15 protein-coding genes are annotated in these 21899 nt (G+C 38.9%); 3 read left to right on the top strand and 12 right to left on the bottom strand.

The genetic code is table 11. The annotated features are described in order from the left end of the window. The 3 genes from ACIQXP_RS07905 to ACIQXP_RS07895 form a co-directional block, all read left to right on the top strand. Positions 1-1789: MBG domain-containing protein (locus ACIQXP_RS07905; protein ID WP_402759901.1), on the top strand; the 1789-nt coding region annotated here is incomplete at its 5' end. A gap of 13 nt (positions 1790-1802) precedes the next feature. After that, positions 1803-2663 carry a PorP/SprF family type IX secretion system membrane protein gene (locus tag ACIQXP_RS07900; RefSeq protein WP_090988298.1) on the top strand — a complete coding sequence of 287 codons (861 nt, stop codon included), beginning with the start codon at positions 1803-1805 and terminating at the stop codon, positions 2661-2663. A 730-nt stretch (positions 2664-3393) separates the two neighbouring features. Next, complete coding sequence (locus tag ACIQXP_RS07895; RefSeq protein WP_293744414.1) at positions 3394-5946, top strand: ATP-dependent Clp protease ATP-binding subunit; 2553 nt, start codon at positions 3394-3396, stop codon at positions 5944-5946. A gap of 87 nt (positions 5947-6033) precedes the next feature. Here ACIQXP_RS07895 and ACIQXP_RS07890 read toward each other — a convergent pair whose 3' ends face one another. The 12 genes from ACIQXP_RS07890 to ACIQXP_RS07835 all read right to left on the bottom strand — a co-directional run bounded on the left by ACIQXP_RS07890 (position 6034) and on the right by ACIQXP_RS07835 (position 20921). After that, positions 6034-6906: an ATP-grasp domain-containing protein gene (locus ACIQXP_RS07890; RefSeq protein WP_293744413.1), complete on the bottom strand. Its 873-nt coding sequence runs from the start codon at positions 6904-6906 to the stop codon at positions 6034-6036. Between the two features lie 190 nt (positions 6907-7096). Continuing rightward, positions 7097-8164 (bottom strand): PA0069 family radical SAM protein, encoded by a 1068-nt coding sequence (locus tag ACIQXP_RS07885; RefSeq protein ID WP_387508603.1) that lies wholly within the window; start codon positions 8162-8164, stop codon positions 7097-7099. 110 nt (positions 8165-8274) lie between these two features. After that, entirely contained in the window at positions 8275-9513 is a 1239-nt protein-coding gene (locus tag ACIQXP_RS07880) for a carboxypeptidase-like regulatory domain-containing protein (protein WP_293744412.1), read from the bottom strand. Positions 9514-10305: 792 nt separating this feature from the next. Then, positions 10306-11541 carry a carboxypeptidase-like regulatory domain-containing protein gene (locus ACIQXP_RS07875; protein WP_293744411.1) on the bottom strand — a complete coding sequence of 412 codons (1236 nt, stop codon included), beginning with the start codon at positions 11539-11541 and terminating at the stop codon, positions 10306-10308. Between the two features lie 121 nt (positions 11542-11662). Continuing rightward, positions 11663-13315 carry a DNA repair protein RecN gene (recN, locus tag ACIQXP_RS07870; RefSeq protein ID WP_387508600.1) on the bottom strand — a complete coding sequence of 551 codons (1653 nt, stop codon included), beginning with the start codon at positions 13313-13315 and terminating at the stop codon, positions 11663-11665. Between the two features lie 99 nt (positions 13316-13414). After that, positions 13415-15445 (bottom strand): M56 family metallopeptidase, encoded by a 2031-nt coding sequence (locus ACIQXP_RS07865; protein WP_387508598.1) that lies wholly within the window; start codon positions 15443-15445, stop codon positions 13415-13417. A gap of 94 nt (positions 15446-15539) precedes the next feature. After that, positions 15540-15911 (bottom strand): BlaI/MecI/CopY family transcriptional regulator, encoded by a 372-nt coding sequence (locus tag ACIQXP_RS07860; protein WP_090988290.1) that lies wholly within the window; start codon positions 15909-15911, stop codon positions 15540-15542. 401 nt (positions 15912-16312) lie between these two features. Continuing rightward, positions 16313-17425, bottom strand: a complete 1113-nt coding sequence (locus ACIQXP_RS07855) for a TlpA disulfide reductase family protein (protein ID WP_293744408.1) — start codon at positions 17423-17425, stop codon at positions 16313-16315. A gap of 54 nt (positions 17426-17479) precedes the next feature. Beyond that, a complete protein-coding gene (gene porD, locus ACIQXP_RS07850) occupies positions 17480-18373 on the bottom strand; it encodes a type IX secretion system protein PorD (protein WP_145860440.1) in 894 nt (297 codons plus the stop codon). Continuing rightward, positions 18370-19566: a bifunctional phosphopantothenoylcysteine decarboxylase/phosphopantothenate--cysteine ligase CoaBC gene (gene coaBC / locus ACIQXP_RS07845; protein WP_387508595.1), complete on the bottom strand. Its 1197-nt coding sequence runs from the start codon at positions 19564-19566 to the stop codon at positions 18370-18372. Before coaBC ends, porD begins: the two co-directional genes overlap by 4 nt. Before the next feature lie 77 nt (positions 19567-19643). After that, positions 19644-19970: a DNA-directed RNA polymerase subunit omega gene (locus ACIQXP_RS07840; protein WP_090988294.1), complete on the bottom strand. Its 327-nt coding sequence runs from the start codon at positions 19968-19970 to the stop codon at positions 19644-19646. A 3-nt stretch (positions 19971-19973) separates the two neighbouring features. Continuing rightward, complete coding sequence (locus tag ACIQXP_RS07835; RefSeq protein ID WP_293744406.1) at positions 19974-20921, bottom strand: outer membrane protein assembly factor BamD; 948 nt, start codon at positions 20919-20921, stop codon at positions 19974-19976. Between the last annotated feature and the right edge of the window lie 978 nt (positions 20922-21899).

The raw sequence follows: 21899 nt of genomic DNA, 5'->3' as shown, positions 1-21899 counted from the left end.
CAGCGGAAGCTTAACCAGAACACCAGGCGAGAACGTGGGTACTTATGCGATCAACCAGGGAACACTTGCACTAAGCAGCAATTACAGCTTAACTTATGTTGGTGCTGATCTGACGATCGGTGCGAAAACCATTACGGTAACGGCTGCAGCGAAGAGCAAAACCTATGGTGATGCCGATCCTGCGCTGACTTATACCTTTGCTCCGGCACTGATAACCGGCGACAGTTTCAGCGGAAGCCTGACCAGAACACCGGGTGAAAACGTGGGTACTTATGCGATCAACCAGGGTACACTTGCACTAAGCAGCAATTACAGCATAACCTATGTTGGTGCTGATCTGACGATCGGTGCGAAAACCATTACGGTAACGGTTGCAGCGAAGAGCAAAACCTATGGTGATAGCGATCCTGCGCTGACCTATACCTTTGCTCCGGCACTGATAACCGGTGATAGTTTCAGCGGAAGCTTAACCAGAACACCGGGTGAAAACGTGGGTACTTATGCAATCAACCAGGGTACACTTTCTTTAAGCAGCAATTACAGCTTAACTTACGTTGGTGCTGATCTGACGATCGGTGCGAAAACCATTACGGTAACGGCTGCAGCGAAGAGCAAAACCTATGGTGATGCCGATCCTGCGCTGACCTATACCTTTGCTCCGGCACTGGTAACGGGCGACAGTTTTAGCGGAAGCTTAACCAGAACACCAGGCGAGAACGTGGGTACTTATGCGATCAACCAGGGTACACTTTCTTTAAGCAGCAATTACAGCTTAACCTATGTTGGTGCTGATCTGACGATCGGTGCGAAAACCATCACGGTAACGGCTGCAGCGAAGAGCAAAACCTACGGTGATAGCGATCCTGCGCTGACCTATACCTTTGCTCCGGCACTGGTAACCGGCGACAGTTTCAGCGGAAGCCTGACCAGAACACAAGGCGAGAACGTGGGTACTTATGCGATCAACAAGGGAACGTTAGTTTTAAATGGGAACTATGTTATCTCTTACGTAAGCAATAACCTGACTATCAGTAAATCAGTACTAACTGTTACGGCTAATAATGCAGTGATGTGTCAGTCTGACGGCTTCCCAACCTTTGGTGTAACTTATAGCGGTTTTAAAACTGGCGATAATGAGAATTCGTTAAGTACAAAACCAACAGTGAGCACCACAGCAAATAGAAATGTAGCAGGAAACTATGTACTTTCAGCATCTGGTGGTGTATCTAACAATTATAGTTTTGTGTACGTAAATGGTACATTAACAATTAACGCCATCCCATCGGTAAGTATAGTAAGCAGTAAAGGGACTGAAATTAGTAAAGGCGAAACATCGGTATTAACGGCCAGTGGAGGAACAGCTTACAGCTGGTCTGCAGCAAGCGGTATCGTTAGTGGGCAAAATACGGCTTCTCTAAACGTTCGTCCGTTGCAAACCACAACCTATACGGTTCGGGTTACCAATGCCAGCGGTTGTATCAGCTCAGCATCCATCACTATTAAGATAAATGAAGATTATAAGTTGGTTGCAAATAATATCCTAACACCAAATGGTGACGGGATAAATGACACATGGTTTGTACAGAATATCGATATGTATCCAAACAATGAAGTTCGTATTTTCGACCGAAATGGAAGAGAAATGTACAGTAAAAAATCTTATGATAATAGCTGGAACGGAACGATAGGAGGAAATGACCTTGCAGAGGGAACTTATTATTACATCATTACTTATGGCCCAAATAAATTGGTTCAAAAAGGATTTATCACGATTATCAGAAATCGCTAAGAAAATGAAAAGGATGAAAAAAACAATATTGATACTGGCTGCTCTTATTGGTATTTCGAAGGTAAATGCGCAGACTAATCCATTATTAAACCAGTATTTTAACAACACATATCTTGCTAACCCGGCGATGGCCGGATTAGCAGGAGGAGCAACCGCAGACCTTACTTTCCGTTCACAATGGAATAATATTCCCGGAGCCCCTATGGTACAAAACCTGAGCGCCACTTATGGATGGGAAAGAGTAGGGGTGGGACTAAACATGAATCTGGATAAAGCCGGCTTGCAAAGACAAACGAGGATTCTGGCAAGTTATGCCTATCATCTTCCGCTCAATGGATCTGCTAAATTACATTTTGGTTTATCCGCAGGCTTTATGAACCAGCGGGTTGATATGCAGGATTTGATCGGTAATCCAAATGATCCACAGGTTGGCACTTATAATACCGATCACAGAACCTATTTTGATGGCGATTTTGGAGTTGGGTTAACTTCACAGCGATTTAATGTAGATTTTGCGATGGTGAACCTTAAAAATTATTTCAACAGGGATAAGTTAAAACTAATCAATACACCAGCTGTATATGCTTCGGCAGGTTATAAAATTGATTTGGGAGAAAGCTTGCTTCAACCTAAGGTGGCTTATCGTTCCTTTACAGGCATTGATGATATCGTGGATATTGGCGCTCAACTCGGTGTTGCTAATCAACAGTTATTGTTTACAGCCATGTATCATACCAGTAAGGCCGCAAGTTTCGGTGTGGGCTTACATTACAAGAAAAAATATATGATTAATACCGCATATACCACACAAACCGGTAATTTAAGTGGTTACACCGCAGGGAACTTTGAAATCAATCTGGGTATTAACTGGTAATGGATAATTTTCTAACCGAATAAGTGTCCAAGATTGAAATGGCCATAGCAATAGCTGTGGCCATTTTAATTTATTCATCTGGTCTTAACGTCGTACAAGGAAGCGGGCTGTCCCGGCCATGAAGAAGGACTCTCTTTTCCGGAAAATCTTTATCAGGGGATCGTTCTTACTGAAATTTCTTTTGCTATGTTCCGGACTGCTACTATCTACCTCATGGTCATGTTGCGTGAATTTCTTCATTAAAAATCAATATACAGTAACAAACTCATGAGTTAAAAAACAAAAAGGACGTAACTATAGTTAATTTCGTATAAAGATTATTTTATGAAGGTTCGATTATTGTTGATCATTATTGACAAAATAATTAAATGATGTCATGTTCTTTTTGTTTTTCTGTCAAAACTTGTAAATTGCTTAAGTAAAAAGATACATATTGTCAGTTTCTGGTGGCTCGAAAATCCTTACAATAAACCGACAATATACTGTTTGAGGCTGGATGTTTTGGGGAAATGTCTCTTTAAAACCTTTAGAATACTTATTACGTAGATAGATATAAGAAAAACAAGATTTATCATTAAAATAATCTTAAATTAATTTTTTTGGTTTTCGACATTTTAAAGCCTCTTTATCCACCCGTATGGCGCAATTGTTGATAAAATAAAGAAAACAGTACGTTCGTTTTTATAAAGTTATTTTATAGTTTAGGGACGTAGCTGTTAAGAAAGGTATTATGGAAGCAAAATTTTCACCACAGGTTAAAGATGTAATCTCTTTTAGTAGGGAGGAAGCGCTCCGCTTGGGGCACGATTACATCGGAACCGAGCATTTGTTATTAGGCCTCATACGCGAAGGCGATGGTATGGCTATAAAAATTTTACGATCGTTAGGAGTTGATACCGGTAAATTGCGCCGCTCAATTGAAGACGCTGTTCGCGGTACTTCGAGTGTGACAGTAAACCTTGGTAATATTCCATTAACTAAACAGGCAGAAAAAGTTTTAAAAATTACTTACTTAGAAGCTAAAATATTTAAAAGCGATTTAATTGGCACCGAACATTTGCTCTTGTCGGTTTTGAGAGATGATGATAACATCGCCTCACAAATCCTATTGCAATACGGCATTACTTATGATGTTTTTAAACAGGAGGTAGAAGTGAATAAAAATGGTTTCAGAGATGATATCTCCAACAGTGCATCTACAGGAGGCGATGACGATTATCGCGAAGAGGAAAGCTTTAGCACACCTAAAAAAGTTTCGGATATCAAATCTAAAACTCCTGTTCTGGATAATTTCGGCCGTGATTTAACCAAGGCCGCAGAAGAAGGAAGATTAGACCCGATTGTAGGTCGTGAGAAAGAAATCGAACGCGTATCGCAGATTTTATCCCGCAGAAAAAAGAACAATCCGATTTTAATCGGAGAACCAGGAGTTGGTAAATCGGCAATTGCAGAAGGTCTCGCCTTACGCATTGTACAACGTAAAGTTTCACGTGTGCTTTTTGGCAAACGTGTAGTTACTTTGGATTTGGCATCGCTGGTTGCCGGCACAAAATATCGTGGACAGTTCGAAGAGCGTATGAAAGCCGTGATGAACGAGCTTGAAAAATCTACTGATGTAATCTTATTTATTGATGAGATTCATACCATTGTTGGTGCTGGTGGCGCATCTGGCTCATTAGATGCATCCAATATGTTCAAACCTGCTTTGGCAAGGGGCGAAATTCAATGTATCGGTGCCACAACATTAGATGAATACCGTCAGTACATTGAGAAAGATGGTGCTTTGGACCGTCGTTTTCAAAAAGTGATGGTTGAGCCTGCTACACCTGATGAAACTGTAGAGATTTTAACACGTATTAAAGATAAATATGAAGAACACCATGGGGTTACCTATACAGAGGAAGCTATTCTGGCCTGTGTTACATTAACCTCGCGTTATATCTCTGATCGTTTCTTACCTGATAAAGCGATTGATGCCTTAGATGAAGCCGGTTCACGTGTTCATTTAACCAACATCCATGTTCCGCAGAACATTATTGATATCGAAGCCAAAATTGAGGATATCAAATTGGAGAAAAACAAGGTGGTACGTAGCCAGAAGTATGAAGAAGCTGCAAAACTGCGCGATACAGAGAAAAATTTAATTGAAGAATTAGATAAAGCTAAAGCAGAGTGGGAAGCCGAAACCAAAACCAAACGTTACGAAGTATCAGAAGATAACGTAGCTGAGGTGGTTTCAATGATGACTGGTATTCCGGTACAACGTGTTGGACAAACAGACAGTGCAAAACTGTTGAACATGTACGATAAAGTGGCTGAGAAAATTATCGGTCAGAATGATGCGATCAAGAAATTGACTAAAGCCATCCAACGTACAAGAGCTGGCTTAAAAGATCCTAAAAAACCAATCGGTTCCTTTATTTTCCTGGGGCCAACTGGTGTAGGTAAAACAGAATTGGCAAAAGAGTTGGCGCGTTTCATGTTCGATAGTGATGATTCTCTGATTCAAATCGACATGAGTGAGTACATGGAGAAATTTGCAGTTTCGCGTTTAGTAGGAGCGCCTCCGGGATACGTAGGTTATGAAGAGGGTGGCCAATTAACTGAAAAAGTTAGGAGAAAGCCTTATGCCGTAATTTTATTGGACGAGATTGAAAAAGCACACCCTGATGTATTTAATATATTATTACAGGTTTTAGATGAAGGTCAGTTAACAGATAGTTTAGGTCGTAAAGTTGATTTTAGAAATACCATCATCATCATGACTTCTAATATCGGTGCCCGTCAACTTAAAGATTTCGGTCAAGGCGTTGGTTTCTCTACAACAGCAAAAACAAGCCAGGCCGATTCTCACAGTCGCGGTGTAATAGAAAGCGCATTGAAACGTGCCTTTGCGCCTGAGTTTTTAAACCGTGTTGATGATGTTGTGGTATTCAACAGCTTAGGTAAAGAAGAAATCTTTAAGATTATTGATATCGAATTAAAAGCTTTATTCGGTCGCGTTCATACACTTGGTTATGAGATTGTATTGACTGATAATGCCAAAGAATATATTGCAGATAAAGGTTTTGATAGTAATTTTGGTGCACGTCCATTAAAACGAGCAATTCAGAAATATTTAGAAGATCCGATTGCTGAAGAGATTCTGAAAGGCGAATTGACCGAGGGTGATGTTTTAGAAATTGATTATGATAAAACAACCGAAATCGTATCAATTAATCATAAAAAAGGCGAAAGCAAAAAAGAAGAACCAAAACAAGAAGAAGATTCTTCAAGTAAATAAAAAAAACTCCCGGTGAAAATCGGGAGTTTTTTTTTATTATATCTGCCTGGAATTAACTGATTGCGGGTAACGTTTAGCCAAAGGCAATTACATTAGTTTTTTCAATGCTTCATAATAACGATCATAATTTTCAGGAGCTGTATTTAAAAATAGAAAAGGTTCTATGAGTTCCAACTCCATCAGTAAAAAATCGCCATTTACGAAAGTACCGTCAACACGGGCATAGAGGCAGTTTTTAGCAAACAAATCAACATATTGCTGTGCCATGGCAATCAGGTCATGATCGGGATTTTGCGGATGTACAGATCCACCATGTGCTGGCTGCACCCTGAAATCGCCCGGTTTAGCTCTTTTAATGAGCGAGTGGCTGTAGGTGCCATTGAAGAAAATGAACGACCATTCTCCGCTTTCCAAAATTTCCGGCAAAAATGGTTGAATAATAAAATCCTCCTCCTGCAGAAGATAGTTTAACTGATGATTCACTGCTTCAACATGATCTATTGTTACCTTGAAAGTATTTTTTGCACCACCGCTGATGCAGGGTTTCACAATTAATTTATCCGTATTAAACTCGTCGAAGAAGTGTTTAAGCGATACGCGGTTTTGCTTATTGATGAAAATACTGGGTATAATTTTTAAGCCGGCGGCTTCGATCTCTTTCAGGTAGCGTTTATCCGAATTCCACCTCACCACATTGATTGGGTTGAGCAGTTTTACTTTTTTAGTTACTAAAAGATCCAGCCAGGTATAAAAATCTTCAATCAGGTCAAAATAATCCCATGGTGATTTTAAAATCGCCACCTGGTAATCCTCCCAGTTGATATGTGGATTATTCCAGATGACCAGATCAATGGTCAATTCTTTTTCTTTTAAAAAGTAAAGGAGTTTGTCGTCTTCACGTTCAACGGTGGTTGTATCATAGGCGCCTTTGTCCAGGTAGGTAATCAATGCAATCTTCATGGCTTAAAACTAAGTTTTATGCCAGTAGTTTACAAATCAGTATTTACAAAGAAGTTGATGATTTACTTTTTCTGTGATGAATTACAAATCCACAGCTTAAAAATCTTTATTGCAATCGGAACAAACAGATTGAGATGGCCGTGATCATAAACCACGGCCCCGAGCGTTGGGGATTTCTCTCCCCGAATGTTTAAAATAGGCTCGCCTGGTTACTCGGAACCTTAAACAGCGTATGATCTAAAATAATGTCTTTTACATTTAAGCCATTTAAACGGCAATGCAATCTGAAATTATCTCTGATTATCTGCGAAATATTGCCATCGCCGCGCATGCGGTCGCCAAACCGGCTGTCATTTACATTACCGCCGTGGCAACTCTGAATGGAATGCCAGACTTTATCAAAGCGGTCCGGAAAATTTTTCAGCAGCCAATCTTCAAAGATCTGACCGATGGCACCATTGAGCCTTACTACCGTATACCCTGCTTTAATGGCGCCAGCATTGGCTACTGCTTTTAAAATTTTTGGAATTTCATGGTCACTCAAACCTGGAACAAGAGGGGCAACCATTACACCTACAGGAATTCCATCCTTACTGAGTTCTTCTACCACCTTTAACCGTTGTTTGGCCGTTGTGGTACGTGGCTCCATTACCTGCCTTAAATCTTCATTCAAACTGTTAATGGAAACATAAACCATGCACAGGTTTAATTTGGCCATCTCTTTCAGAATGTCCCTGTCGCGCAGGATGAGTGAATTTTTGGTAATCATCCCAATCGGTTGTTTGTAGGCCAATGCAATTTCGAGCAACTGCCGGGTTAGCTTAAATTTTCTTTCGGCAGGTTGGTAGCAATCGGTATTGCCAGAAAGCGAAATGGTAGTGGCATCCCAGCCTTTTTTCTCCAGAAATTTTTTAAAGAGCGTTGGTGCATCTTTTTTAACGATTATTTTCCGCTCAAATTCTATTCCGGCGCTATAACCCCAATATTGGTGCGAATTGCGGGCGTAACAATACGTACATCCGTGCTCACAACCTTGATAAGGATTTAAGGAATAGGCCATGCCAACATCCGGACTGTCGACTTTATTTACAATGGTTTTCGAATTTTCGAAAATGAAAGAAGTTTTGCGATCACTTTCCTCCCAGTCGTCTATTCCTTCATCGTGCTCTTTTACATAAACATCTTTCAAAAATTTGTTATGTGGATTAACCTGTGCACCTCTACCCTTAAAATATTGATTTTCTCTTTCCCCAATCATAATTTAAAATTACTAATATTTTTAGTAATTTTCATTATCAGCTGTGGTTACTTTTCAACAATTAATTTTAGATTTTATCATCCATCTTACCGCTCACATCTTATTGTCCATCATTCCTTCTTCGGGAGTGGAATATAATCCATTGGTACCATATCGGCCACTTTCTCATATGCCCAGTAACCTTCATAAAGCAACGAACGGGAATCGTAAATGCCACCATTCTCGTAAAAACGCACACCTTCGCCGGTTAAGTTCGCTACTGAAATTTCATTTTCCGGTACATCCAGTGGTCTGAAGATCCAGAAGCCTGTTTTAGCGTATGCAAGAGATTCTTTCTCTTTGGTATACTGAATCAAAAGGGCATCAGTATAGCTGAGGTATTTCAAATTCTGGTTGTAGTGATGTACTAAAGTATCCGTAAGTACTTCCGCCCTCGAAAATTTATCAATGGTTTTAGGCATTTCCTGTTGTTTCGTCCAAAAGGCAAGTAAGGCGGTATCTATTTTCCCTTTCATTTGCCGGATGCCTGTTTTCTCAGGTACGGCTTTAATTTTTTCTAAGTTGGCATTGATCACGTATTGCGGATATCGATTAGGATTGGGAATTTTGATCATTTTATTAATGATGAAACCTTCTTCCTTTGTTTTATTGGCGTAAAGTGAGCGGAAAAAATGTTGTGAGGAGCCATAATAAGCCACTTCTCTTGCCGCAATATACTTTCTCTTTTTGGCTGCCGAAGCTTTTAATTCTTCAAAAAACGGATGGCCAGAATAAAAAATGATGTGTGTACGGGAATTATACTCAAAATGATCAAGCATATATTTTAGGCGATAGCCTAATGCTTTATTTTCGACAATCAAAAATTCGGTAGTAGATACCGTTAACGTACTTTTGGTAATATCGAAATCTACATTCAGAACCTGCGGATTTAATATCTTGCATTGAGCTGCATTTGGTGTTTTACCAATAAAAAACTCTTTAAACTGGTTGATATATTTCTGTCTGTTTGGGTCAGCCCTGATTACCACTTCATCAAGCTGTGCAACATTCTCTTTCAAAACCAGCTCTACCTGAACTGATTTATCAGAAATGATAACACTTTTAGAATAGGGGAGGTAGCCAACAAGCTGCACAAGCAGGTCGTAACTGCCGGGCTTTAGATTTGAAAGTTTAAATTTTCCATCATTATCGGCAACTGTTGCAATCTTATATCCGCTTAGGTAGATACTCGCGCCAGGCAATCCATCTTTTTTATCCCTAACTACACCACTGATTGAGAATGTATTTTGAGCAATGGCATTAGTACCCAACATGATCAGTATACAGGCTACTAAGAGGTTTTTAATCATGGAGACGAATGTACCCAAAACGCATAATATTTATTAAAATCCCTAAAAATTTTTAACAAATTTAACATTTGATATGGATCGTCAATCTCACTTTCCCCGCGGGTATAACGAAGGATCTTTTATAAGGCAATTTATCCAAACCAGGCCTGATTTAGCCTGTTGCATTTTAATAGCATGGTCCCAAAACCCTTTAATCGTGTTACCGGCACTGCCAGCTAAACCCGACCGTAGTGAAAAACCCACAGCCCGAAGCATGAGGGCGAGGATTTGTAACAAAGGGCGGGACGGTCGGAACCGATTAACAGTGCACCTGCTTTCCAAACAATATTTTATTCAAATCCTGGCGGGCGGCTAAGCCCAGATAAATATAAATGATAAATTGCTGTCTTGTTAAGCCTAGCGAAGAATCTTTTTCAAGTTAATCATTAAGGCATTTTGATAAGCAATTATCTTTTTTTTTGAAACAAAAGTTTCGTTTTTCATAGCTGTAGTTGTCCCGCCATCGATTTTGGTCTTGCTGTGCCGCGCCACATTGCAGGTTAACTTACGCTGTCGGTTTTATTTAACCACAGCCAGTACTAATAGCATGGTCCCAAAACCCTTTAATCGTGTTACCGGCACTGCCAGCTAAACCCGACCGTAGTGAAAAACCCACAGCCCGAAGCATGAGGGCGAGGATTTGTAACAAAGGGCGGGACGATCGGAACCGATTAGCAGTGCACCTGCTTTCCAAATAATATTTTATTCAAATCCTGGCGAGCGGCTAAGCCCGGATATCGAAACACTACATTCTTATTTTTTTACATCAACCGGCGGTAAATAATCCATTGGCACACTATCTGCAATTTTTTCCCATGCCCAATAGCCGGCATAAAGCATAGCGCGTGGATTATAGATTCCACCATTCTCATAAAAATATACCGGTGCTATTTCGAGGGTAATGGTCGATACCTGATAATCGGGCATATCCAAAGGCCTGTTGATGGATAAGCCTATACGGTTGGCAAATAATGGATCTTCCTTTTCTTTGGTATAGATGATATAAAGTTTATCAGTAAAGTTTATGCTTTTAACGTTTTGGTTTTTAATATGAACCAAGGTGTCTTGTGCAACAGGACTGCGGCTTAAAATGGAAATACCATCAGGGAGGTTTTTCTGTCTGATCCAATAGCTGAGTGAGTCTCCGTGATTAAAATTTATTTTTTTTTGTAATAAGCCTCCCTGCAGCTTTGTTAAACGTTTAATATTTGCATTTATCATACTATCAGCCGGTTTGTCGCGATTTGGCTGGGTGATTAATTTGTTGATGATAAAACCTTCTTCAGTTACCCTGCCATTGTAGAGTGATGTGAAAAAATGCTGTGGAGAACCCAGGTAAGCGGTTAAGCGTTTCTTTGCCCATATTTTTTTTTTCCGGGCCGATCCTTTTAAATCTTCATAATAAGGGAAGCCTTCATAATAGATGATCTTCGTTCGGCTACTGTACTCAAAATTATTGACCAGGTATTTTATCCGGTATCCCAATGCCTGGTTCTCAATAATTAAAAATTGATTTGTTTTAACCGTGAGCTTCGCCTCTTCTCTATCGTAATCAACCAATAGCACATTCGGATTAATCATTTTACACTGTAGGGCATTTGGCGTAGTACCAATAAAAAAATCTTTGAACATGGCGATATAATGGGCCCTGTTCGGATCTGGTTTAATGGTAACTTCGCTTAACTGGGTGATACTTTCTTCTAAAACCAGATCGAGTTTTATCGCCTTATCAGCTATAATAATGTTTTTATTTACCGTCTTGTAGCCGATTAATTGTACTAAAATATCGTAGTTTCCAGGTTTTAAGGGAAGAGTATAATTGCCATTATTATCTGTTACCGTAGCCATTTTATAACCACTTACATATACACCTGCACCAGGTAAAACTTCACCGCGTTTATCTTTAACTGTCCCCGAAAGCACGTAATTTTGTTGGGCGAAACAAATTTTAACGACCAATAAGAAGAATAAAACTGAAAAAGATTTCATTGTATAAATATAAACTAATTTATTAGTTTATATTTAATTCATAATGTAAAATTATTAGTATTTTTCTTATTGGGGCCTGTCTGATAAATATGAAATTGTTAGTGGGGATCAGGACAATAAATTAAGCCAATAGTTCTTTTGCATTTTCAATAGCCGATGCACCAGGATTTTTGCCACTTAACATTTCGGCAATTACCTCAATACGCTCTTCCTGTTTAAGTTTACGGATGGCGGTAGTGGTTTTTCCGCGGTCTTCATGTTTATGAACATAGTAGTGTGATCTGCCTTTGGCCGCAATCTGTGGCAGGTGTGTAATGGAGATTACCTGCATGTTCTGGCCTAAATCGGAAATGACCTCTCCGACTTTTAGCGCAGTTTCCCCGGAAATTCCGGTATCAATTTCATCAAAAATAATGGTCGGTAGGGAAGTATGTTTAGCCAGTAAAGCTTTAATGGCTAGCATTAAGCGTGATAACTCGCCACCAGACGCTACTTTATTTACCGGTGCGGGCGCCTGACCAGCATTAGCTGTAAAGAGCAGGTTTATTTCATCTAAACCATCTTTATTTAATTCGCTAAATACTCTTTGGTCTAAAACCAGTTTTGCATTTAGCATTCCCACTCTTTTTAAGGTCAAACTGGTTTGTTCTTCAACTACTTTAATCGCTTTTTTGCGGTTGGCACTTAACTGTCCGGCCTGCTGAAGTAGTACTTTTTGAAGTTGGTCTATTTCTTTCTGTAGGTTTTCGATATGCTCATCAGAAGATAAGAGTTTGTTGAGATTTTCTTCAAGTTGCTTTTGAAACGCTAATAATTCGGTATTATTAGCAACCCGATGTTTTTGCTGCAGTGAATAAAAAAGATCCAGCCTTTGATTAACAATTTCTAAACGATCGGCACTGTGGATGGTATTTTCTTCTATTCCAGAAACCTCATCGGTAATATCTTTTATTTCGATAATGGAGGAGCGTAACCGTTCGTACAGCACATTGATTGCGGGATCAAATTTTTCGATACTTTGTAACTGTAAAGAAGCTTCTTTTAAAATCTGGAGAGCAGAAGGCTCACCTTCGCTAATTAAACCGGAAGTGGTGAGTAATGCTCGTTTTATGGTTTCTGCATGGTTTAACCGTTCTAATTCCAGTTCTAAATCTTCCTGCTCGCCATCCTGTAGTTTTGCCTGCTCCAGCTCGTTAAACAGAAACTGTTCATAATCCTGTTTATTCCTGGCCTCGTCTGCTTCGGCTACCAGTTTCTTTAACAGGCTGCTATCATGCTTAAGCTTTTTAAATCCGCGGCGGTAGTCAGTCAATAATGATTTATGGTTGGCCAGTGCATCTACAATCAACAGTTGAAAATCGGTATCGTTAATTTCCTGTGTAGCATGTTGTGAATGGATGTCGATCAGCTTTTCGCCAATCTGTTTTAGGATGGATAAATTTACAGGCGTATCGTTAATGAATGATCTTGTTTTACCATCTATTGATATTTCTCTCCTCAGGATGCTTTCGTTTGAGAAATCAAGATCATTTTCTTCAAAAAGACCTTTCAGGTTTTCATCTGCCAAAGTGAAATTGCCTTCAATAACACATTTTTTGTCATGGTTAAAAAAGTACTTGCTTTCTGCCCGCTGTCCTAAAATTAGCGATAATGCGCCAAGTATGATCGATTTACCAGCGCCGGTTTCACCTGTAATAATATTCAAGCCTTTATCAAATTCGATATCCAGACTATCAATTAATGCGTAATTACGTATAGAAAGTTTTTGTAGCATGCTAAGCAAAAATATTAAAATTTATTCAACAGGACTCTACAAAACAAAAACAGCGAAGAATAATCTTCGCCGTTCATGATCTGTTTGGTTTATATGTTGTTATTTGATAGCAATGTTGATGACATTATCATTGGCAATTTTTAAGTTAGGTACTTTCAGATAAGTTTTTAAAGCCAACTGGTCAGCATTTGTAAAGTCTGATTTTTTATAGGTTACCACAGCATTTAAGGTATTTAGGGCTTTATCGGCACCTGTGAAATCTTGATTCTGATACAAAATAACCGCTGGACTTACTTTTGAGCTTTTGTTGCCACTTTCAACTTTTTCTTTTTTCTCTTTCTGCTCTATTTTCTCTTTTAATTCTTTTACCTCGTTGTCAAATTTTTCTTTCAATTTTTTATACTCTTCCGTTTGTTTCACTTTATTATTCGAGTCATCATTGAATTTTAGAAAAATATCATTTGAAAGCTGATAATCTTTTCCTGATTTTAAGGTCTTCACGCTAAGATTTTCAATTTGAGCCTTAAATTCCGGAGTATTTATTGTAGCCGCCAGATCTTCGCCTATTTTTTTCCATTGTGCCTGTGCTTCTGGCGACGAGAATTGTTTGTTCATATCTTCAGCAAATTTTTTCAACTTGGCCTGCGCCTCTGGTGAGCTATATTGTTTGGCTACATCTTCACCAAACTTTTTCCATTTGGCCTGTGCTTCTGGCGAACTGTATTGTTTGGCCACATCTTCACCAAACTTTTTCCACTTGGCTTGTGCTTCTGGCGAACTGTATTGTTTAGCCACATCTTCGCCAAATTTTTTCCACTTGGCTTGTGCTTCAGCAGAGTTGAATTCCTTATTGATTTTGGCAAATAACAGCGAATCGTTAAATTTAAAATTGCTATCAGCACGCAGTCTATAAATATTTTTACCTGCAAACAGTTCGTCCCTGTAAAAATCTCTCTTTAGGCTATCCGGCATTTCTTTTACCGACTTATATTCGGTCTTTTTACCATTAGCATCAATGGTCACAATTTTAATTTTACGTTTTTTCGTGGTATCCGTGTAAACAACGGTTTTCAGATCATTGTGGTTGATAACACTTAAGACTTCAATTTTTGTTTTTTTGGTGTCTTTTTTATTTTCTGTTGGATTGATCCAGGCAATAGAAAACAGGCAAGCTACTCCTAAAGTCAGGGCTGCCATTTGCTGTTTAGCGTTTAAATAATTTGTTTTCATGTTGGTTATTCTTTTTATGCGTTGATACAAATTCTGTGTTTTGCCTGTTGCCGCCAATGCATAAGCCGGACTGTTTTTGTCTTTTAATAGTTCCAGTTTAAGTAGGGCATGGGCATAATTCAGTGGTTTTCCGGTAATCTTTAATACCAGGTCATCGCAGGCATGCTCGCGCTCAATGTGTATAAACCTACCTGCCATCCATACAAATGGATTGTAAAATAACAGGGTTTCAATAGCCGTTTTAATCAGGTTCAATAAGAAATCGTTTCTTCTGATATGTGATAATTCATGGATGAGTATCGCTTCCACCTGATCGTTGTCTAACTGGTTTATTAAGGCCAGTGGAAATAATACAACCGGTTTTAAGTAACCGATAACCAAAGGCACATTAACAATAGAAGAAATGTGAAACTGAATAGCTTTGTTAATTTTAAGTTGGGCAGTTACATCGTTGAAAATAACTCTCCAGCTATCAGGTATTGTACTTAAACTTTCTTTTTTTAGTCTGGAAAGCTGTCCATAACCTTTAATAATTACGAACAACTGAAGCACAATACCAATGGCATAGAATATAACTACTGTAGGGAAGTATTGCTCTGCCTTGCTGCTAAAGGTTGGTGGTAAGTTATTAAGGTATTGGTATACCTGTATATCCTGAGCTTTGATTGCTGGTACATGCGTGTGTGAGTGTGACATTAAATAGTGTATGAAATTGTAGCCAAAGCCGATAGACATTAAAAGGATGGCACCAAAAGCAAGGTTATGCTTATGTTTTGCGGCCAGTTTTGGGATGCCAAGCATGGTGATAAATAGGATACCATAAATGATGGCGCTTTGCCAAAGTGAATTTAAGATGCTCCAGCCAAATGCTTTGATGAATTGTTGTAATAAAGTTTCCATAATGGTGGTTTTAATTTTTTATACGGATATCGTCCGAAATCTTAATGTTTATTAGGGATCTAAACCCTACACCTTCCAACCTTCAGCAATAGCTTTACTTTAAGCTATCCAAATATTTTTTTATCTCGTCAATTTCTTCTGCACTGGCGCTGTGGTTACCCAGGGCCTGCATCACCAGTCTCGCTGCAGATCCGTTAAATACATTATCGATCATTTTGTTTACCAGTTGTTTTTCCGTTTTATCCTGACTAACAAGTGCTTTATATACATGTGTTTTTTGGGTAGTATCTCTGTCCACCATGCCTTTCTCATGCAAAATCTGCATTAGTTTTAAAGTAGTGGTGTAACCAGAGTCTTTTTTATTTAACGCCTCATGAACCTCTCTTACCGTTGCATTCCCCTTTTGCCAAAGCACCTGGAGGATTTCCATTTCACCTTCTGTAGGTTTGATGTTATAATTATCCATATGTTACAAGTTGTACGAATTGTTTCGTATTCAAATGTACGAAACAATTCGTAATGTCAAAATATTTTAACAAATTTTTAATCAGCTAATTGCGGAAACTGCTTAATCAGTTAACTTTTTTGTACGAAGTATCTGATAGAATGTATCTTGATTATTGGGCATTAAAAAGGAACCTGCCCTATGAAAACCAGTTTGAGTGATTAAACCTGATTGATGTGGATACCGGCCTGTGTGTAAGGCCTGCAGGCGTATAAACGAAAGCAGGACTGCCTTTAACTGAAATGCTAAAATTGCTTTTCTAACATTAATCACAAACAAATAGAGAAACTACCTAGCGGTTAACCAAATGATGTACAATTAACCGATTTAAACAATTAACCAGTTAATCCGTATCAATATAATTACTTATTAGCACCTAATAATTCAGCCATTTTATCGCGTAGTTCTTTCCCTTTAATATCTTTTGCAATGATTTTTCCGTTAGGGTCAATAAGAACATTTGAAGGTATTGAAGTAATGCCATAAAGTTTAGCAGCTTCGTTTTCTTTTTTAAGATCAGACACCTGTGTCCAAGGTAGTTGGTCTTCTTTAATGGCGTTTAACCAGTTGGCTTTGTTCGCCAATACATCGATGGATACGCTGAGAACAGTAAAGTTTTTTTCCTTATATTGATGATAAACAGCTAAAACATTAGGATTTTCTTCCCTACAGGGTAGACACCACGAAGCCCAAAAATCGACAAGGACATATTTGTTCTGATAAGATGAAAGTCGGATCGGATTACCATTTATATCATTCTGGATAAAGTCTTTTGCCGTCATTCCTACAGTGATTTTTTTACCTTCCGTAATCCTTCTGATTATTTCCTTAGCCTCTGGCATCATTTTAAGTACTGTAGATAATTTAGCAAAACTCTGTTCTACCCGTGGTAAATTTTTGCTTGTACGCGCTAGCTGACCCAATGTTAATAAACTTACATACGAACGAGGATGGCCATCGGTAAAGTTAAACTGTTGCAAAATGATTTCGTTAGCTACATCAGTAGTTTCCGTTTTATTCAGGGTTACTAATGTGTCAGCTTTTAGTCCATCTGGATTTTTTAACTTTTTCCTTTTATTGTAAAGAGGTTTTAATACGCCATTTAGTTTGGCATAATCGTTATTTAACGGAGTTCCAGAAATAATGGAGTTGTTTAAAGAATCTGGTGACTTAAGTATGATCTGGCCTTCCTCAATATAAACATCAAAAGAATCAAAAAGCTCGTCCGCGTAACGGGGATTATCATTTCTGCAAATATAACCTCTAACTTTAGTGTTAAAAGTTCCTTTAAATTCGAAAGAACCTTTGTAAACTACAGTTGAATCCTCAATTAACTGAGGACCTTGCCGAAAGGATAAAAAGATTTTATCGCCATCTTTATAAGCTTTGCCAAATCCTTTAATGCTGAATGAAGATTGTGCCAGCAAGCTTAATGGTAAAAGGCAGATCGCAACTAATAAAAATCTTTTCGTCATTTTTAGAAATTATATTTGAGCTGCCACCATACATTAATTTCTTGATCAAAAAAACTAATTCTTCTTAAGCCCTTCATATTTACCAATGTTTGCCGGATCAATTTCTGCCAACATGTTGTAGGCTTTCATACGTTCTTGTCCGTTAAGTTTAGAAAGGACATTGGTTACCTCTTCGGCTTTGGCAGCAAAGTAAACATTAGGAAAGATAGAGCCCAGTTTTTGTTTATCCATTTGCTGTAGTGCGGGCAAGGCGGCAACAATTTGTGCTAAGCCCTTATCCTGATCGGTTAGCTGATCAAGGCCGCTTAAATGATAACTGTAAATGAAATTGCGCAGTTCTGCAAAAATGGGGTTTAAAACATTTTCATTAAACCAAAAACGATTACGTAAGCCATCGGCAGCTCTCCAGCCGGTATTGCCTGAGGCTTGCGCAAGGTTGATGATGTTCTGTGCTTTTTTATAAAAAGGAGTGCCACCCATTTTGCTAAAACTATCCTTATCCATCCCGATAATGGTGTAGGCATAATAGGTGAGTAGCGCACTGATATTGGAAATATAATTCTGGTCAGAGAAGTCGATTGTAGCCCCATCGTTAAAGTTGAAATCGAAATTCTTATCACTCATATTTAACAAAGTGCTATTATAAGAACTGTTAAAAACCGGGCGGCTGCTTTGAATCTGCGCTTCGGCAGTATAACCAGAGCCACCATCCCATGAATTGATGGTGATGACGAAACTACAATCAATACGCTCCTGCGGCTTATAACTCTCGTTGCTGAATTTGTTGTTGTTTAAAAAATCGCGGATTGTTTTTTGCAGAGCGTCTAAAGTTGGTTTGCTGATGTTCGAAACCTGGGGAGCCAGTAAGGTTACCCGAGCGTTTAGTTCCTGCGCCTGTAGCTTTCCAAAACCCACCAATATCAGTATCCAAACAATCTTTTTTATCATTTCGCAATTTTTAAAATGGCAGTACAAATATCTTTTGCAACATCTGTTTTCGATTTCATTTCAAATACAGTCCGTTCTAAAGCTTTGTTAAAAATAGTAATTTTATTGGTATCTGATTTAAAACCTGCTCCTTTATCATTCAAAGAATTTAGCACCACCAGGTCTAGATTTTTCTTTTCCAGTTTGCCTTTGGCATAATTCTCTTCATCGTTGGTTTCTAAAGCAAATCCAACCAAAATCTGTTTCGGTTTTTTTGCCGTACCTAAATAAGCAAGTATATCTGTTGTTTTTTCCAGTTCCAAAAACAATCCGCTATCCTGTTTTTTAATTTTTTGCGTAGCAGCCTGTTTAGGTCGATAATCGGCCACAGCTGCGCACATCACAGTAATATCTGTTTCTTCAAAAGCAGCGGTACAGGCCTCAAACATTTCCCAAGCACTTACGACATCTATCCTTTTTAACGTTTGATAGGCTTGTTGGGCAGTTGGTCCGGCAATTAAAGTCACATCAGCACCCAGTTTGGCCAACTCATCAGCCAGGGCAAAACCCATCTTACCTGAAGAATGGTTACCTATGAAACGTACCGGATCGATAGCCTCATAAGTAGGTCCAGCGGTTACCATTACCTTTTTGCCAAACAGGGGTAACGATTTCTTCAAAGAATTATTCAGGAAAATAACAATTTCTTCCGGCTCGGCCATTCGGCCTTCTCCCCAAAGTCCGCTGGCCAGTTCGCCGTTAGCTGGAGCAATAACCGTATTACCGAAACTGGTTACGCGACTAATATTGCTTTGGGTTGTTTCGTGTTTCCACATATCCAGATCCATAGCCGGGGCTACGTAAACCGGGCATTTTGCCGAAAGATAAACAGCCGTTAATAAATTATCGCAGATACCTGTTGCCAGTTTGGCTAAAGTATTGGCGCTTATCGGAGCGATGATAATTAAATCGGCCCATAAGCCCAGTTCAACATGATTGCTCCATACGCCGGTTTCTTCTTCGAAATATTGTGTGTAAACCGGATTTTTAGAAAGCGTAGCAAGGGTAAGTGGTGTAATGAAATGAGCACCATCAGGGGTAAGGATAACCTTTACGTTTGCGCCAGCTTTTACGAGCAGCCGAACCAAAAATGCCGACTTGTAAGCCGCGATGCTACCGCAAACGCCAAGGATTATATTTTTATTTTTTAGCATAATGCGCAGAGTAGATAAGGCATGGAGCATAGAGCGTAGTGCTAAACGCTTTGCCCTAAACGCTATGCGCTATGCAGTTACTTTTGTTCTTTAGCAGGGTTTCTGTGGTAAACTTTGCCATTCAAAAACTCATCCATAGCAACTAAAACAGGCTTTGGCATTCGCTCGTAATGCTTGCTGATCTCAATCTGCTCACGGTTTTCGAAAATTTCTTCCAAATTATCGTTGCTAGAAGCAAATTCTGCCAGTTTACCGTGTAACTCTTCTTTAACGTTGTTCGAAATTTGATTTGCCCTTTTTGCAATTACCACTAACGATTCGTATAAATTATCAGTAGTTTTATCTAAATCGTGTACGTTTCTGGTTACTGTAGTATTGGGTACAGCAGGTTTGTTAGTATTCATCTGTTACTTGTTTTTAATATCCGTATTATCTGCATTCGTTGGTTTTGTAGAAACAGTATCCTTTAATTTACCTGTTCTAATCAACATCTGCTTGTATTTTTCCTGATCAGCAGCATATAATGCCAATTCTTTTTTTGTAGCCGCAATTCCTGCTTCAACATCACTTTTAAGCGCTTTTGCATCTTTAGCAAATTTACTGTCAGGGTGGTTTTCCGTAAATTCAGTATATAAAGCAAGTGCTTCATTGTAACGGTCTTCCTGACGGATGATGTAACTGTTTTTTGCGTATAAATATTGCGCCTTTATCATCAGGAAATCCATTTCCTCAGCATATTTAATGTCTGGGTAGTCTCTCTGTGCATTTTTTAAGGCAATAACAGCTGCTCTATAATTATCTACATTACTTGGGCCTGTAGTTAAATACATTTTAGCATTTTCAAAGGCTTTGTCCTCTAATTTTCCCCTTAATACCGCAATATATTTTCCGGCAGCTGCAGCACGATCGCTGGTAGGGTACAGGTTAATAAATAATTGTAACGCATCAATAGCTTTATAAGTATTTTCCTGGTCTAAAGAGAAATTTGGCGACTCCAGGTAATAGCAGTATGCTGCCATGTATCTGGCTTCTTCAGCATTCTTACTTGCCGGGTAGGTGTCTGCAAAACTTTTAAACTGATACCTTGCTGTGGTATAGTCACTTAATCTATAAAGGGTATAAGCATAATAATAGTTCAGGTCTTCGGCTTCTGCACGGCCACGATATTTTTGAGATAGGTCCTCAAAAAGTACTAATGCCTTACTGTAATCGCGTTTATTATACAAACGAAGTGCCTCTTGGTATTTTTTTGCAACGTCATTGCTCGCCCTCAATTTCTCGAAACGACTTTTACAGCCCGCAATACCCAAAGCGGTAATAAATACTAAAATAATTAAGTGTTTAACTTTAAACATTCTGCAAAGATAATTAATAATACGATAACATCAATAAAAACAATTGGCCGCTAAGCTATGCAAAGCAATTCATTACAAATATACAGTTAACAATTTTTAACATATAAACATATATATGTATCGTCGCTCGTATATGCGTATATATTGTTGTTGTTTATTAGCAAAGCAGGGGCTGGTGGTACTATATAAGCATGTTCCCGCTATTTGCTCCAAATCCTCGCTGCGCTGTGGGTTTTCCGCTGCTATCGGTTTTAGGTGGGCAGTTTCTTCCAAAGCTTCAGGTGGCCGGGCGCAGGGGAACTTCGGAAGCTTTAATGGGTTTCTCCAGCCGATCCGTCATCCTCGCTACTCGACCTTATCAGATGCTGAAACTGTTCAGGACGGTGCTAAACAGGCAAAAGGTATAATTGTTTTGGCTAGTCGAAAAATATTTCCCTTTGAAAACCATGAAGTTACGCTGAGATGAATAACATTTAATAAATATCCTTTGGCGTTGTATAGAATTTTCCTACTTTTGCATCCCGCTTCGGAGGAAGGGATTTGTTGAAAAGATGGCTTGGAGAGATGGAGGGCATGATTTATTTTAAAATAAATATTGCGGGGGAGAAAAAGATTGCTATCTTTGCAGCCCTGTTCGGAAAAGCGGAAAGCTGGTCACTACCGGCATATTGAAATAGAGGGAGAGAAGAAAAAGAGAAGCTGAAAAATAAAAATAATTTTATTTGGAAGTTCGAAAAAGATTCCTACCTTTGCACTCCCAACGGAAACGAAGGGAAAACAAAAAAAAAGATCAGGTAGCGGATGTTACAGCGATCAACAGAAAAGATTGAAACAGATGAAAACACGTCCAAGACGAACAAGACTTGAACGAACTGAAATCTGGAGATATATAAAGACGGGCCGCGAGGCAACAACAGTCGATAAGTTCTTAAAAGAGATGTCAATGTAGCGCAGTGAGGTAATGAAGTACGTATTCAA

Source organism: Pedobacter suwonensis, from assembly GCF_044762335.1.
In the GTDB taxonomy this organism is placed as follows: Bacteria; Bacteroidota; Bacteroidia; order Sphingobacteriales; family Sphingobacteriaceae; genus Pedobacter.
The sequence above is the reverse complement of the archived record's forward strand: the minus strand, read 5'-3'. Positions and strand labels throughout refer to the sequence as shown.

Coding starts and splice junctions, on each gene's coding strand:
- coaBC (WP_387508595.1), bottom strand. CDS start 19,566: ATGCTAAAAAATAAAAATATAATCCTTGGCGTTTGCGGTAGCATCGCG.
- ACIQXP_RS07900 (WP_090988298.1), top strand. CDS start 1,803: ATGAAAAAAACAATATTGATACTGGCTGCTCTTATTGGTATTTCGAAG.
- recN (WP_387508600.1), bottom strand. CDS start 13,315: ATGCTACAAAAACTTTCTATACGTAATTACGCATTAATTGATAGTCTG.
- ACIQXP_RS07895 (WP_293744414.1), top strand. CDS start 3,394: ATGGAAGCAAAATTTTCACCACAGGTTAAAGATGTAATCTCTTTTAGT.
- ACIQXP_RS07840 (WP_090988294.1), bottom strand. CDS start 19,970: ATGAATACTAACAAACCTGCTGTACCCAATACTACAGTAACCAGAAAC.
- ACIQXP_RS07835 (WP_293744406.1), bottom strand. CDS start 20,921: ATGTTTAAAGTTAAACACTTAATTATTTTAGTATTTATTACCGCTTTG.
- ACIQXP_RS07855 (WP_293744408.1), bottom strand. CDS start 17,425: ATGACGAAAAGATTTTTATTAGTTGCGATCTGCCTTTTACCATTAAGC.
- porD (WP_145860440.1), bottom strand. CDS start 18,373: ATGATAAAAAAGATTGTTTGGATACTGATATTGGTGGGTTTTGGAAAG.
- ACIQXP_RS07885 (WP_387508603.1), bottom strand. CDS start 8,164: ATGATTGGGGAAAGAGAAAATCAATATTTTAAGGGTAGAGGTGCACAG.
- ACIQXP_RS07880 (WP_293744412.1), bottom strand. CDS start 9,513: ATGATTAAAAACCTCTTAGTAGCCTGTATACTGATCATGTTGGGTACT.
- ACIQXP_RS07865 (WP_387508598.1), bottom strand. CDS start 15,445: ATGGAAACTTTATTACAACAATTCATCAAAGCATTTGGCTGGAGCATC.
- ACIQXP_RS07875 (WP_293744411.1), bottom strand. CDS start 11,541: ATGAAATCTTTTTCAGTTTTATTCTTCTTATTGGTCGTTAAAATTTGT.
- ACIQXP_RS07860 (WP_090988290.1), bottom strand. CDS start 15,911: ATGGATAATTATAACATCAAACCTACAGAAGGTGAAATGGAAATCCTC.
- ACIQXP_RS07890 (WP_293744413.1), bottom strand. CDS start 6,906: ATGAAGATTGCATTGATTACCTACCTGGACAAAGGCGCCTATGATACA.